This window comes from Thermoactinomyces sp. DSM 45892 (genome assembly GCF_900107305.1).
In the GTDB taxonomy this organism is placed as follows: domain Bacteria; phylum Bacillota; class Bacilli; order Thermoactinomycetales; family Thermoactinomycetaceae; genus Baia.
The window spans coordinates 135,736-149,921 of record NZ_FNPL01000004.1 but is presented as its reverse complement, the minus strand read 5'-3'; the positions used below and the strand labels follow the sequence as shown (position 1 = coordinate 149,921).

Below are 14,186 nucleotides of genomic sequence, written 5' to 3'. Positions count from 1 at the left end.
GGTTCAATCTCATCTAGTTAATAGAGGTATCATCTATTTCTCTACCCGCTTCGCAATCTCTTGCGAGAAGTAAGAAGCGACGTCTGGGGCGAGGGAACCGGGGCCGAATCCGGCATCGAATCCTAGTTCGAGGGCTAATTCATGTGAGATGCGGGGTCCTCCGCAGATGAGGAGGAATCGGTCCCGTAGTCCTTCGGCTTCTAGTAGTTCGACTAATTCGGTTAAGTTGGTGATATGAACACCTTTTTGGGTGACGATCTGCGAGACGAGGAGGACATCGGCTTGTAGTTCGAGGGCTTTAGCAAGGAGGATATCGTTTTCGACTTGACTTCCCAGATTATACGCATCCACCCACGGGTATCGCTCTAAGCCATACTCACCGTTGTACCCTTTCATATTCATAATCGCATCGATGCCAACGGTGTGGGCATCGGTACCTGTACAAGCACCTACGACGACGACTTTGCGACCGATGTGTTCTTCGATATAGTGATTAATATCATAGAAACTCATCACTTGGCTTTCTACCTTTGGAACTTGAATCGTCGTGTAATCCACATGATGTTCGCACTTTCCATAGACAATGAAGTAGGTGTAGCCCTCTCCTAGATCTTTCATATGATAGATTTGCGGTTCGGTTAGTCCCATCTTCATTACGAGCTGCCTAGCCGCTTCTTTTGCCTCCTCTCCATAAGGAGCAGGCATGGAGAAACTGAGCTGCATCACACCATCGTTCATCGTATCTCCGTACGGTTTGACTCTAGTAAGATCCGTAGCCATAAGACACCTCCTCCCGACTTGGTAGTTGCAAACGGTTGCGTAATCCTTGTTCCATAGGATTGTAGTAATCGACAGATTTCCGGATAACGCCTACTAACCCTTTTCCACCGTCTAAAGCTCTCTTCACATCAGCAAAGGTGCCCCGATGGATCGCTTCAAAAAAGCCAGTCTCCTGAACGTCTTCGAGCAACTGGACTGCTTCATCGAGCACTTCTTGTGCCCTTTTTTCGATCTTGCCACCCGAACGAAACTGAATTTCCTCCCCGAGATTACGCGCATTATTAAATACATACTGGGCATTTTCAATCGCGAGTTGACGATCATGAATATGCGGGGTGTGCATTGCTTCTGTCATCATCCCCAGCAACTGAATTCCTTGACCAGTCATGACACTAACGAGGTTAAACAAAGCATCTTGAATATGCCCTTTGAAGATATTTCCTGTCATATGCTTCGTGGGGGGCATGTACTTAAGCAGGGCATTTGGGAAAATTTGACGTGCCATCTGTGCCTGTGCTAATTCGAATAAGAAGCCATCTTCTAGTTCCGGACTCATCTCAAAAGCGTGACCCAGTCCCATCTGCTCTTCCGGGAGCCCGGATAGTAACGCAATCTGTTCATTAATAAATTGCGAAGCTAACACCGTATGAGCGGCCTCTACAGCATCGGCAGTGGTAAGGTAATTATCTTCCCCTGTATTAATAATGATGCCAGCGTAACTGTTAATCATGCGAGAAAACGCTTGATCGATTAGGGTTCGTTGCATATTAATATCACGGAATAGAATCCCGTATAATGCATCATTTAACATCACATCCAGCCGTTCTAAAGCACCCATGACGGCAATCTCTGGCATACATAGTCCGGAGCAATAATTACAAAGACGTATATAGCGGCCTACCTCTTCCCCTACCTCGTCTAACGCTTGGCGCATAATGCGGAAGTTCTCTTGCGTAGCATACGTCCCACCAAATCCTTCTCTCGTAGCACCATAGGGGACATAATCAATCAAACTCTGCCCAGTTGAACGAATCACAGCAATGATGTCAGCTCCCTGTCTAGCAGCTGAACGGGCTTGCACCACATCTTCATAGATGTCCCCCGTAGCCACGATGACATAAAGATATGGCTTTTTTCCTTCTCCCAATGTAGCGAGATACTCATCCCGTTTTTTTCGATTTTCTGCAATGCGGTCTAGTTGTTGATCGGCTAATTGCCCGCCAAAGCGGTGAAGCTCTTCCTCCGATCGAGTCGGGACCTTCGTTAAATCAAGTGCCCCCTGAGCCACACGCTCTGCAATCGTTTGTGCATCTTGTCCCTCATGCATCATCGCTTGAATCAGCCACGGTGCAACGCCTCTGCCTAAGACTCCCTGCTCTAATAGATGATCCACTACCCGATTGGGAAGCGGAATATATTCATCATCTACTCCATCTATTCCAAAAAGGCGCGCGACCGTTCGCTCCACCGCTACCGTGGTAAGTGGAGCGATAAATTGATCGATCCTCTCTGCAATCTTGCGGGCCGCTTCTCGACCGCGATTAATTTTCTGTGGATCCAAATGCAATCTCTCGTTCATAGTCTCCCTCCTGGATTCTTTGTTTTACGGCTGTTCGTGCCTGCTTAATCACCTTTTCCGGTAGTCCACACATCTCTGCGATCAAAATCGCTTGGGTTGCCACCACCTCTTGATCCTCGATGGGATCGAGGTGATAATCCATTGCCTTATAAAGCAACCGAATCCAGTCCTCTGCTTGGTTCGGATGATCTGAATCCCACTTAGGGATGATCGAAAGCCCCCTCACACGATAGCCTTGTATTCCCTCAATCTGAAGAGCCTCTGGAAAATGCGTCACATGAACCGCCCATGCCTGAGACTCATGCAAATAACGAGTAATCGCACAGCTGATCGCGGCGCCTTCGATAGGATTCGTACCTCGTCCAATTTCATCTAATAAGATGAGTCCTTGGTTTTCTGGATCTCTATCTATCCACTGCGCAAGTCGATTCATTTCAGCACCAAAACTACTAAGCCCCTGCTCTGCATTTTGATGATCCCCTATCCATGTGCGAATCCACGGAAATAATGGGAAAGAAAATTCCTCGGCAGGTACATATAAGCCATATTGCGCTAATACGGTACACAAACCTACCACTCGCAAGGCAGTTGTTTTCCCACCCATATTAGGGCCAATCAGTAGCGTACATCCTGGCTTCATCTCTAGTGTAACAGGCGTCATTTCATACCCTTTTTGCATCCAAGCCTCTTGTTCTAGCGGAAGAGTCCCCGCAATCACTCGGACTTGATTCTCCAAGTAGACGGGTCTAACTCCATTCCAACTCTGGACCGCACGACACTTCGCCCATAAGAAGTCGAGTCTTGTCCAGCGCTGTACAAGGCTTTGTAAAAATGGGATATGATCTCGAAATAAACGATTGATCTGCCGAAACAACGATTGCTCATAAATTGACATCTGTTCCTTGCAAATTAGCAACTGTTCTTGCCATACATTCTCCTGTTCATCCGGTACAAGCTCGTAAATCTGTTCGTATATCGTTTCTCTTACCAGCTTAATATCCGGGTCTACTGCAAACACCTTAGCTGATTCTTGGTGTCTACTGATCACCCATTCCCCTTGGAAATTTGGATTTCTCTGTAGTCGCTCGCTAATCTGCTTTTGTCGCTCTTTGCGAAGTTGCTGAATCGCTTTCGTCAGCTGATTCTTTTGCCGATTCATCTCAAGCCATTTTGAATCACCTAACTGCGAAACTTCAAATGAAGTCGTAAAACGCCCCGATTTTTGAAGTAGGAGAAGTAAGAAATGAAGCTTTCTCTGCTCTTCTGGATTCATCCTCATGAAACGCGGACTTGATTCTGAGCTTACAAACTCATCCCACCTAAACCACATCACTAAAAATCTCTTTACATGAAACCAAGTAAGCGTCGAGGATCGGTCTTGCAACACTTCTTGTAAATAAAAATCAATGTCATCTACTAATTCACAACAGGTAAGAAAATACGTAGCCCGGGATTCTGAAAATATCTCTATTATCTCTTGTTGATCTTGTAAATCTAGCTCCCACTCTTCTATTTGAGAAAGCGTATAGGGCTTTAACCTCCCCTTCCACTTCTTACCTAAAGGAGTATAGGGCGCAACTCGTTTGAGATATTCAGAAATGCGGAGCGCTTCCGCAGTCTCTGAGTCAAGAAACATCTGAAATCCACTCCTCTCGGTATACATCCCAGACTGGTATATCACCAACTACTTGCTGAATCTGTGCCTGAAACTCCTCAGGATTTACTTGCCAACCATCTGGAGAAGTAGAATTAATGCCAACTGCAAGTAGATTACTAGGAAACAACACCTGAATCCGGGACCCTCTTACTAGAAAATCAAACAAATAGGTCCAGTCAGGAATGGTAAGTTCGCCTGTAAAACCACTCGACCGTAGCTGTTCTAGAACGCGCTTCGTCAATGCACCATGAAAGTAAAGTTTCGTAGCTTGTTTCAGATCTTCCGCTGAAATATGGCTCCCCTGCGATTGAATCCACTCATGGGAAGAAAATGATATCCACCTTTCACCTATTTGAAGTGCACAAACTTCTCGTCTATAGAAGGATTGATATAGTTCGATATCATCAGCAGCAGGGGAAGGAAGGAGCAGCTTCGCCATCCACCCCTTTACTTCTTTCACTAACAAAGAAAGAGATGGCGAAAAACTAGCTCCCACCACTAATACGAAGCCATCACTCCATACCGGGCTGGCCATCACCTTCCGATTATAAGCTCCATCTACAATCACCTTGGCACATCCACACTGTTTTAATCGCTCAATACAAAGAGAAGCCCACTGACGAGTAGGCACTCCTGTTAATTTAACAGAGGTATCGCAATTCGCACGGGCTAAATAGACTCGCCCGGCTACCGAATCAATCGGTAAAGCCTCGATAATCTCCCATGCATCTGCTTCATTTTGGAGACAAATACCTGATGTGGCCACGATCCAACCCTTATAAACACGTACCTCTGGTTTGGATCGTCCACTCCACACATCTTGTGCCTCACCATCTACGCCAATACTAAATACTCCAACTGACTCTGCCGACCATGCTTTGCCTAATCCATTTAGAAAAGTGGTTTTTCCTGCATTTTTAGAAATGCCCACCAGCGAAAGAACTTGTAAATCCTCTCGCTGGCTCCATTGTTTCATCGTTTGGTTCATATCATTTCTTTCGCACCATCAGGGCTTTGAGCAGAGGCAGCTTCAATCTCAGCAGCCTTCACTTCCATCTGTTGACGGCGCTCCTCACGGTTTAACTGCTTCGGTTCTAGATTGATTTGTTGATTACTCATGAGAGCAGCAACCCCGACCAACTGGCGTTCACGCTGGCAATCTTCACAGTTACATTGAGTTGGACTGTAATTTTCTGGTTCCGGATAAGAAGTAATAACCCCTTCAAAGTTTCGCAAGATCGTCTTCGTCGGACTTTGCGACAAAATATAGTTAGGTGCTACAGGGATTTTCCCTCCTCCACCCGGGGCATCTACCACAAATGTAGGAATAGCGTATCCAGATGTATGGCCTCTTAGATACTCGATAATTTCGATCCCTTTGGAGACAGGAGCACGGAAGTGGCCGATTCCTTCAGATAAGTCACATTGGTAGATATAGTACGGACGAACGCGGATCTTCACTAACTCATGCATCAACTTCTTCATCACGTGAGGGCAATCATTCACCCCTGCTAAGATAACCGACTGGTTACCAAGCGGAACCCCAGCATTAGCCAACATCTCACAAGCTTTTTTCGCCTCTGGTGTAATCTCGCGCGGATGGTTAAAGTGCGTATTTAACCAGACTGGATGGTATTTCTGTAAGATGTTACACAAGTTCTCCGTAATTCGCTGAGGGAATACGACCGGAGCACGTGTCCCGATCCGAATAATCTCCACATGCGGAATTTCACGCAAGTTCTTCAATAGATACTCTAGAATACGGTCATTTACCAACAAGCCATCTCCGCCAGAAAGTAGCACATCCCGAATCTCAGGCGTACGACGAATGTAGTCGATACAAGCATCCATCTGCTTCTTCGGAACCCCCATGCCCACTTGCCCAGAAAAACGACGACGTGTACAGTAGCGGCAATACATCGAGCATTGATTGGTAATAAGGAATAAAACACGGTCAGGGTAACGATGTGTGAGACCCGGTACAGGGGAATCCGTATCTTCTAGTAGGGGATCTTCCATGTCATACGGAGTGCGGTATAACTCAGAAGATACTGGAACCGATTGCATACGTACTGGATCAGTTGGGTCTGTTGGGTCCATTAGCAATGCATAATAAGGAGTGATGTTAAGTGGGATCGTTTGGTTGGATATCTCCACTCCTTTTATTTCCTCAGGTGCTAGTTCGATTACTTTGCTGAGATCGTCATAATTTTTAATGGTATGGGTGAGTTGCCATAACCAGTCGTTCCATTGCTCTTCGGTAACGTCTTTCCATAGTTCGATTTCGCGCCAGTCTCTCACGTGAATTCCTCCTTGGGTTTGTTTGATTCGTTCATACATGAGCCTGTACCATCTGGTGATCGTGTGTTGATCTACGCTTGATACCGCCTATAAAAGATATCCTTTAAAGCCTGATGATCCCGCAATAGTTGGAGTGTTAGCTCCGCATGACCGGGGGCATATCCGTTTCCGATCATCATTTGAACATCTTTGCCTGCTCCCTCTGCACCGAGAGCGGCGGCAGTAAACTTTACGGCTGTACTGAAGAAATAGACCGTTCCACCATCTCGAGTTGCTAGGATAGAAGAAAGCTCAGTGTCAGGGACGTTAACACAATTCACCGTAATGTCTGCTAATTTACCATCTGTTAACTCCTCGATCACTTCCTTCACGGCAAGTGGCTCTTTCGCATTGACCGACTGTACCTCGTGAGCCATTCCTAATTCTCGAATCACTTCACAAGCCGCAGGGTTTGATTCAATCGCGATCACCTTCCCCTTTTTCCCAGCCGCTTGCCAAGCAACTGCAAGGCTTAATAAACCAGACTTTCCTCCCGCACCTAACACGACAACCGTATCGCTAGGCTGGACCAATCTCGCCACTTGCGCAGGAGCACCACACACATCCAAGGCCGCTAATGACACAGATTCGGGTAAGTCTTCTGGGAGAATCGCAAACGGACAACTAGCAAATAAAATAGCCTTACCCTTTATTAAAATTTGACCGTTATTCATATTTACATGTTGGATTTCTTCCACCAAAAGTGGGGTTAACGTAAGCGAAACCAGCGTCGCTACTTGATCTCCCACTTGCAAATCGGGTGCAGGAAACTCCACCCCTATTTGGCTCACTCTGCCGATTAACATTCCACCAGAACCGGTTACAGGGTTATGCATCTTACCCCGATCCGTAATAATCTTCATGATCATTTCTTTCACTTTACTATCATCATGTTCACAAGCTTCTTTGATTTGTACAAAGGAAGCGGAATCAATATTCAAACATTCTACGTCTATAAGGCATTCATTTGCATATAAGGGAGATACACTATCCAGCCTCCAAGCTGGCTGAGGCAGTACACCCTCTGGCTCAATCACTCGATGCGTCCCAAACGGGTCTCCTTTTTGCAGTTGCATCTTCCTCCACCTCCACACCCTACCTTATGCAATTTTTATGCCAATTCAAAAAATAGCGTTTCTATAGGGAACGAGCTATCCACATCAAAAAAGGCGCCCATTATTAGGCACCTATCAATATGATGGGAAATAAGCTAGGGGCTAATGACAAGACACAGATCTCAGCCCCTCTGTATCCCTAACTTTTTTAACTTATACTGCAATGTCTGCCTCGGAATCTGTAATACTTCTGCTGCCCTAGACACTTTCCCCCCAGATTGAATCATCGCTTGCGAAATCATCTCGTTTTCGTACTGGGCTAATCGATCTACTAGGCCTAATTCACTACCCCTTTGAAACGCATGAGTAGAATGTTTCGTCATATGACGAGAAAGGTGGCGAAGCTCAATGCAATTTGACTCAATAAAATGAACGGCTCCCTCCAGCACATTTCGCAACTCACGCACATTTCCTGGCCAATCATACTGCCTGAATAACATCTCCACTTCTACCGAAAGCGACAGCGACGGAATCGAATATTGCCGAGATAGATTTCCCAGGAAATAATCTGTCAAAAGTTGCAGATCTTCTTTTCTCTTTCTCAAGGGAAGAAGGTGAATACTCACCACATGAAGCCGGTAAAACAAATCCTTACGAAACTTTCCCGATTCGACAGCCAGCCACGGGTCTTCATTAATCGCCGCAATCACACGCACATCAACAGAGTGTAACTTTGAACCACCAACTCTTCGTAAAAAACTATCCTCTAGAACTCTCAGTAACTTTGCCTGCAAATCAATTGGCATCGCATGAATTTCATCTAAAAAAAGAGTCCCACCATCTGCTAGCTCAAACAATCCAGCACGATCTTCTGCACCTGTAAAAGCTCCTTTTTCCGTTCCAAACAATAAACTTTCTAACAATGAACTAGGGATAGCTGCGCAGTTCTGGACAATGAACGGCTTTTTCTTCCCCAAACCCAACTGATGAATCGATTGCGAGATAATCTCCTTCCCAGTTCCTGTCTCACCGATGATCAAGACAGGCGCCTTGGAGTGAGCTACTCTTCTTGCCTTACTCACTTCTGCGACTAAGGCGGGATGTTGGGTAAGGAAGTCTTCAAACTTATACAAACATGCCTTCTTTTCCTTATGGGGTGCTGTTTTCCACACCTGCTCACGCAATGCATGAACCTCTTCAGATAGCTCTCTTACTTGTGTATAGTCGCGCGATATTTCTACCGCACCCAAGCATCGTCCTTCGACATGAACAGGAAAGGTACGATTTAAGGTCGTAATCTGCTTTCCCTTTTGATTTAAAAAGGTTTGTTGGGTATCTGGAAGCCGTTCCCCTGTTTCTAACACATATAAAAGCGTGCTTGATTTCTCCGTCAAAGATGGAAACGCTTCCAAAACATGCGTCCCTAACACCTCTGTCGATTCCATTCCATCCATACGAGAAGCCGCTTGATTATAAAAAATAGTAACCCCTTGCGCATTTACAATATGTACACCTTCTTGGATCCCATGCAACACCTCTTGAAAGACATGCTCACTACATTCACCTTGCCCTCCATGTTGAATCAACGGAATCCCCCCAGTTTTCGTTTGTGCTGAAAATTAAGCAGAAAAAGATCAATAGTTGGCATTGACATATATTTATAATTGTATATTTTTTCTACTTATTTTTCTAGGACTAACTCCTAATGTCATTTCTTAATCATCTTCTCCCCTTCTGAATAATATATTGTTACTAACTTAGAAACGGGGTGGAGCATATGATTCACAGGCCTGCAACAATCTTCAGTCTGGATCCATTAGTCGTTACGTATGAAAAGATTGTTACACCAGAGGAATGCCAAGAGCTCATTCAATTAGCCCAGCCTCAACTTCATCCGTCTACCATTGTAGGGGAAAAGGGACTGATCCAATCCGACTACAGAATCTGTAATACCGGTTGGATTCCCCATCACACCAATTCATTTACTACCGAAATATGTGAGCGAATTGCTAGTATTACCAGACAACCACTCCACCACGCCGAACCACTGCAAGTAGGCGAATATACAGCCGGAGGGAGATTTGGCGCTCACTTCGATGCCTTCGAGCTCGATAAAGAAGCAAGTTATCAATTCATGGCAGTCGGTGGACAACGCACTTATACGGCTCTACTCTATTTGAATACACTTCCTGCTGGAGTCGGAGGAGAGACTTTCTTCCCTAAGCTAGATCTAGAAATTGTACCTCAGGAAGGAACCCTCCTTGTATTTCAAAACTGTATAAAGGGAACGATTGACCTCCACCCGCTTTCTCTACACGGTTCTGATATTCTAAAAGAGGGCATTAAATACATCGCCACTCTCTGGTTCCGGGAACGACCGCTAGTCTGACTCAGTGCTAAACACCATTTTGATTTGTCTCCAACTTCGAAATCATATACAATGAAAATGCCCTTTCATATAAAGCTCCTCATCATCAGTAGGAATTTTATATGAGAGGGCTATTTTTCATCTTTTTAATCTATCGGAAGCAGTGATACGATGAACCACGCTCAAGATATCAAGGTAGTTGTAGGCGCGGATGGAATAAACAACAATCCAGGATGGATTCACACCGAGCAACACGAGCTAAGCCTATTAAATCGAAATGATTGGGTAAAGCGCTTTTCGCCTAACTCGATCCGCATCATTCTCACTGAACACGTATGGGAACATTTGACTTACGAAGAAGGGATCCAAGCCGCAACCATATGCCACGAATTCCTTCAAACAGGAGGCTTTATTCGATGTGCCGTACCAGACGGATACTTCCCAGAAGAAGCATATCAACAACTCGTTCAAGTCGGCGGTCCCGGTCCCGCAGATCATCCAGCCGCTAGTCATCAAATCGTATACACGTACACAACCATTGCAGCTATGTTCGAAGCGGCCGGATTCGAGATAACACTCTTAGAATATTTCGATGAAAACGGCCAATTCCATTATCAAGACTGGGATAAAAAAGATGGGTTCATCTACCGTTCGAAGCGGTTTGACCATCGAAATCAAGACGGAAACATGGGGTTTACCTCACTAATGGTGGATGCGGTAAAAAGATGAAGAGAAATAGCATAAAGAAGAACCCCCACTTTTAAGCCGTAGCATAAGTAGGGGTTCTTCTTTATGCTGAAACGCGGTGCCCTGTTAACTTGGATGAAACGAAAAACCCAGCCTTCGCCTCACCTTTCATGTTATCTCCATCTACCGATACGACGAAGTTCAAACTAATGCTCATCGGCTTCGTAATCTTCATCGACCACTTTAACGTATCGCCATCTACCGTGGGATGAAACGTAAATGTATCCTCCCCTTGCTTTGCATTTCCTACTAATTGCCCATCTTGAAAAGTAAATTCGACCGAAACAGGAAATTTTCCCATCGGGCTAGCAATCTCCGTTTCCCACTTCCCTAGAAATGGATTATTAGACTGACTGCTCATATTATATGCCTCCTATTTTTGCCATCCATATATACTTCCAAAACAAATTGTATCAGATGTCGCATGAAGAAATGAAGAAAATATTGACTATGAATAAACAAACGCTTTCCTTGCATTCTACTAATAGATTACAAAGAAAGCGTTGATACTTTTTCTTTAAACTCTAGCAATGTCCGATCATTAGTGATGTTAGTGAGCCTACCTAGCGCTCCCTGTCTACTCCTACATACGATCTGGAGCTGTCACCCCTACAAGTTTCAATCCATTTCGAATCACCTGCGCCGTACACTCAAGCAAAGCCAGACGAGCCTGCGATAACTCCACATCCTCTGTCACAACCCGATGTGCACCATAGTAACTATGGAACTGTGTCGACAAATCATATAAATAACGAATCACACGATGCGGAGCGATGGCCTCCGCCGCAGATGCAATCTCATCTGGGAATTCAGCTAATTTTTGTAACAAATCATACTCCGCATCTTCCGTCAATCGGCTCAAGATCGCGGGATCAAACGAGACAGCAACCCCTTTCTCCTCAGCTTGACGAAACACACTATGAATCCGTGCATGGGCATATTGAACATAGTAAACAGGATTCTCATTTGACTGGCTCATCGCCAAATCCATATCAAAGTCCAAATGTGTATCTTGGCTACGCATCGCGAAGAAATAACGGGTTGCATCAACTCCTACTTCTTCCATTAAATCTACCAGCGTGACTGCTTTCCCTGTACGCTTTGACATCTTCACTACTTCTCCACCTTGGAAAAGCTTCACAATTTGAATAATCATCACATCAAGTGTATCTGCTGGATGTCCTAGCGCTTGTAGAGCCGCCTTCATCCGAGCGATATAACCGTGATGATCCGCACCCCAAATATTAATCAGACGATCAAAGCCACGACTTAACTTATTCCGATGGTACGCAATATCAGGTGTAAGATAGGTATAGGAACCATCTTGTTTCACCAGCACACGGTCCTTATCATCACCGAAATCTGTAGAACGAAGCCAGAGAGCACCATCTTGCTCATACGTATAACCTTGTTTCTTTAACTCTTCTAACGTTTCCTCAATCACATTTGATTCATAGAGAGACTTCTCACTAAACCACTTATCAAAGCCGACACGGAACCCCTTTAGATCCGTTTCAATCTTTTTAAGTAGCTTCTCGCGACCCACTTCCTGAAAATAAGCTAAACGCTCGGAACCATCTGCCTCGGCCCACTTTTTCCCGTCCATCTCGATGATCTGCTCTGCAATCTGAACCATATCTTGCCCACGATACCCGTCCTCTGGGAATTCCCAATCCATTCCCAATCCCTCGAAATAACGCGCTTCTAGGGATAAGGCCATCATGTTCATCTGGTTGCCTGCATCATTAATATAATACTCACGGGTTACATCATAACCAGCCGCATCCAGTACATTGCACAATGCATCTCCAACCGCGGCCCCACGTGCATGTCCGAGATGAAGACTACCCGTTGGATTAGCACTCACAAACTCCACATTTACCCGCTCGCCCTTACCGGCTCCACTTCTGCCAAATTCCTCTTTTTGCTTATGAACCTCAAGCGCTACGTCCGTTAAAAAAGAACGATCCATCGTAAAGTTAATAAAACCCGGGCCGGCAATCTCGATTTTGCGAATCTGCGCTTTGGATTGGTCTAGTTTCTCTACGATCACATTCGCAATCTCACGCGGATTACGACGGGCAATCCGTGTCAACTGCATCGCCACATTCGTAGCCCAATCTCCGTGGCTTCTCTCCTTCGGCACCTCTAATAAAATATCAGGAATCTGTTCCTCTGTTACCAGTTCCGCTTGCAGAATGGCCTGTTTAATCTGCTCTTTCAACATTTCCTTCATCTGCGTCAAAACGCTCATCGTTACCCCTCCAACCAATCAATCGTAAGCTCGTACAACCCTAATGATTGCCCGCTCATCGATAGTTCAAATGAAAACTCGATCTTTCCACTACCTTGTCCCATCTCGCGGCGATACTGATGGGTATGTACCTCCATCTCCATCTGGCCACCTGGGGTTGTCATCGTACTCACCGTAACATCATCCGGCCGATACACTTGACGGTACGAAATACCTCCACGACGAATGATCACAAGCTGGTCCTCCCCAGCCCTCACCATCGTAGCTATCTCTTCCGATGTTCCCGGATTTTCTTTATAGCGGATTTTCCAGTCTGTCCACGATTCCTCAAACGAACCAGGCATCTCCTGTTCGATTCTTTCTGGTTCAGCTACTGGATCAGAATAAATAATCGAAACCACCCGTACTCGGACTTCACGTTTTTGTTTTTGGCTCATAAAGGAAATGGCACCCGTTCTTGCGGATGCCAAACACCTCACTAAAATTAATATGCATCAAGTATAGTAAAAGCTTGAAAAGTTAGCAACCGTACTGTACCTACTATTTGAAACATCTCTCTAAAACGATGGAGTACATCCCACTCCTAATAAAGATTATGTACTATCATCACAGCCTATCCTAATGAAACAAATGTAGCATTTCGCCCCAAATATATCAAAAAAAATAACCACAATTAGACATATAGGACTGAAAAAATAGATGATCATACAAGCCAAGTATATTGGTTCGCCATATGTATAGTTAGAAGAAGGGAGGCCTATGATTATGAAGGATAAGATATCTGTAGCACAGAGTAATTGTCCATCGTCAAATTGCCCTATTATCCGGAGAATATTCAGGAGACTAGGAACTCTCGGAAGACGTATCGCAGGTCTAAACAGACGGATCGTAGCCTTAGAGAACGGGGGTGGGCTATCGGCTTATGGACAAATATACAACCTATCCAATGGTATAGCGCTAACCATTCCAGCAGGGGGAAATGTGCCATTTAGTAATAATGGTGTATTAAATAATATTACACATACCGCTGGGTCCACTAACATCACCCTACCTCAAGCAGGCCAGTACGAAATCAACTTCCAAGTAAGTGTTATCGGGGCACTTCTAGGCTTACTAGCCGCTTTTGCCGTTACCGTAAACGGGACAGTCGTCCCCCAATCAACTTTTGCCATTAACTTGACAGGTATTTTAGGTCTTGCAGCACAAGTATCTGGTTCTGTCATCATCGATGTCCCTGCGAACGCTACCATCACATTACGAAATGTAAGTGGTGTACCTGTTCCATTGCTAGAAACCTTAATTGGTGCGACTACACCACTCAGCAATGCTTCTATGACAATAAAGAGATTAGGTCCTGCATAATCCATAATTTGAGAGTGATAGAGAAAACAGGCGAGGCTAAATGC

At 45.1% G+C, this 14,186-nt stretch carries 13 protein-coding genes; 3 read left to right on the top strand and 10 right to left on the bottom strand.

Annotated elements, in window-relative coordinates:
* Positions 1-33 precede the first annotated feature (33 nt).
* The 7 genes from BLU58_RS04640 to BLU58_RS04610 form a co-directional block, all read right to left on the bottom strand.
* The gene (locus tag BLU58_RS04640) at positions 34-780 is read right to left on the bottom strand and encodes a lysine 5,6-aminomutase subunit beta (RefSeq protein ID WP_093291057.1); all 747 of its coding nucleotides are present in this window, start codon (positions 778-780) and stop codon (positions 34-36) included.
* Positions 761-2,359, bottom strand: coding sequence for a lysine 5,6-aminomutase subunit alpha (locus tag BLU58_RS04635; RefSeq protein ID WP_093291056.1), 1,599 nt, complete (start codon positions 2,357-2,359; stop codon positions 761-763). Before BLU58_RS04635 ends, BLU58_RS04640 begins: the two co-directional genes overlap by 20 nt.
* Complete coding sequence (locus BLU58_RS04630) at positions 2,322-3,995, bottom strand: lysine 5,6-aminomutase reactivase ATPase KamC (protein ID WP_176786494.1); 1,674 nt, start codon at positions 3,993-3,995, stop codon at positions 2,322-2,324. Before BLU58_RS04630 ends, BLU58_RS04635 begins: the two co-directional genes overlap by 38 nt.
* On the bottom strand, positions 3,985-5,004 hold the full coding sequence (locus BLU58_RS04625) for a lysine 5,6-aminomutase reactivase subunit KamB (RefSeq protein WP_093291054.1): 1,020 nt from the start codon (positions 5,002-5,004) through the stop codon (positions 3,985-3,987). Before BLU58_RS04625 ends, BLU58_RS04630 begins: the two co-directional genes overlap by 11 nt.
* The gene (gene ablA / locus BLU58_RS04620) at positions 5,001-6,317 is read right to left on the bottom strand and encodes a lysine 2,3-aminomutase (RefSeq protein WP_255404590.1); all 1,317 of its coding nucleotides are present in this window, start codon (positions 6,315-6,317) and stop codon (positions 5,001-5,003) included. The genes BLU58_RS04625 and ablA overlap by 4 nt, the downstream gene beginning before the upstream one ends.
* Positions 6,318-6,388: 71 nt before the next feature.
* Positions 6,389-7,432, bottom strand: coding sequence for an L-erythro-3,5-diaminohexanoate dehydrogenase (locus BLU58_RS04615; protein ID WP_093291052.1), 1,044 nt, complete (start codon positions 7,430-7,432; stop codon positions 6,389-6,391).
* A 161-nt stretch (positions 7,433-7,593) separates the two neighbouring features.
* The gene (locus BLU58_RS04610) at positions 7,594-8,997 is read right to left on the bottom strand and encodes a sigma-54 interaction domain-containing protein (protein ID WP_255404589.1); all 1,404 of its coding nucleotides are present in this window, start codon (positions 8,995-8,997) and stop codon (positions 7,594-7,596) included.
* A gap of 191 nt (positions 8,998-9,188) precedes the next feature.
* Between BLU58_RS04610 and BLU58_RS04605 the strand changes: the two genes are divergently transcribed.
* Both BLU58_RS04605 and BLU58_RS04600 read left to right on the top strand, forming a co-directional pair.
* Positions 9,189-9,800: a prolyl hydroxylase family protein gene (locus tag BLU58_RS04605; protein WP_093291050.1), complete on the top strand. Its 612-nt coding sequence runs from the start codon at positions 9,189-9,191 to the stop codon at positions 9,798-9,800.
* 150 nt (positions 9,801-9,950) lie between these two features.
* Complete coding sequence (locus tag BLU58_RS04600; protein WP_093291049.1) at positions 9,951-10,508, top strand: class I SAM-dependent methyltransferase; 558 nt, start codon at positions 9,951-9,953, stop codon at positions 10,506-10,508.
* Positions 10,509-10,569: 61 nt separating this feature from the next.
* Here BLU58_RS04600 and BLU58_RS04595 read toward each other — a convergent pair whose 3' ends face one another.
* The 3 genes from BLU58_RS04595 to BLU58_RS04585 form a co-directional block, all read right to left on the bottom strand.
* Positions 10,570-10,887: a hypothetical protein gene (locus BLU58_RS04595; protein ID WP_093291048.1), complete on the bottom strand. Its 318-nt coding sequence runs from the start codon at positions 10,885-10,887 to the stop codon at positions 10,570-10,572.
* A gap of 222 nt (positions 10,888-11,109) precedes the next feature.
* Positions 11,110-12,780, bottom strand: a complete 1,671-nt coding sequence (gene argS / locus BLU58_RS04590) for an arginine--tRNA ligase (RefSeq protein WP_093291047.1) — start codon at positions 12,778-12,780, stop codon at positions 11,110-11,112.
* Positions 12,781-12,782: 2 nt separating this feature from the next.
* Positions 12,783-13,217 (bottom strand): YwiB family protein, encoded by a 435-nt coding sequence (locus tag BLU58_RS04585; protein ID WP_093291046.1) that lies wholly within the window; start codon positions 13,215-13,217, stop codon positions 12,783-12,785.
* Positions 13,218-13,545: 328 nt separating this feature from the next.
* Between BLU58_RS04585 and BLU58_RS04580 the strand changes: the two genes are divergently transcribed.
* A complete protein-coding gene (locus BLU58_RS04580) occupies positions 13,546-14,142 on the top strand; it encodes a BclA C-terminal domain-containing protein (protein WP_093291045.1) in 597 nt (198 codons plus the stop codon).
* Positions 14,143-14,186: the final 44 nt, after the last annotated feature.

Bases quoted from the DNA above. Each gene is read 5' to 3' on its own strand.
- BLU58_RS04640 (WP_093291057.1), bottom strand. From the start codon at position 780: ATGGCTACGGATCTTACTAGAGTCAAACCGTACGGAGATACGATGAAC.
- BLU58_RS04635 (WP_093291056.1), bottom strand. From the start codon at position 2,359: ATGAACGAGAGATTGCATTTGGATCCACAGAAAATTAATCGCGGTCGA.
- BLU58_RS04630 (WP_176786494.1), bottom strand. From the start codon at position 3,995: ATGTTTCTTGACTCAGAGACTGCGGAAGCGCTCCGCATTTCTGAATAT.
- BLU58_RS04625 (WP_093291054.1), bottom strand. From the start codon at position 5,004: ATGAACCAAACGATGAAACAATGGAGCCAGCGAGAGGATTTACAAGTT.
- BLU58_RS04615 (WP_093291052.1), bottom strand. From the start codon at position 7,432: ATGCAACTGCAAAAAGGAGACCCGTTTGGGACGCATCGAGTGATTGAG.
- BLU58_RS04605 (WP_093291050.1), top strand. From the start codon at position 9,189: ATGATTCACAGGCCTGCAACAATCTTCAGTCTGGATCCATTAGTCGTT.
- BLU58_RS04600 (WP_093291049.1), top strand. From the start codon at position 9,951: ATGAACCACGCTCAAGATATCAAGGTAGTTGTAGGCGCGGATGGAATA.
- BLU58_RS04595 (WP_093291048.1), bottom strand. From the start codon at position 10,887: ATGAGCAGTCAGTCTAATAATCCATTTCTAGGGAAGTGGGAAACGGAG.
- argS (WP_093291047.1), bottom strand. From the start codon at position 12,780: ATGAGCGTTTTGACGCAGATGAAGGAAATGTTGAAAGAGCAGATTAAA.
- BLU58_RS04585 (WP_093291046.1), bottom strand. From the start codon at position 13,217: ATGAGCCAAAAACAAAAACGTGAAGTCCGAGTACGGGTGGTTTCGATT.
- BLU58_RS04580 (WP_093291045.1), top strand. From the start codon at position 13,546: ATGAAGGATAAGATATCTGTAGCACAGAGTAATTGTCCATCGTCAAAT.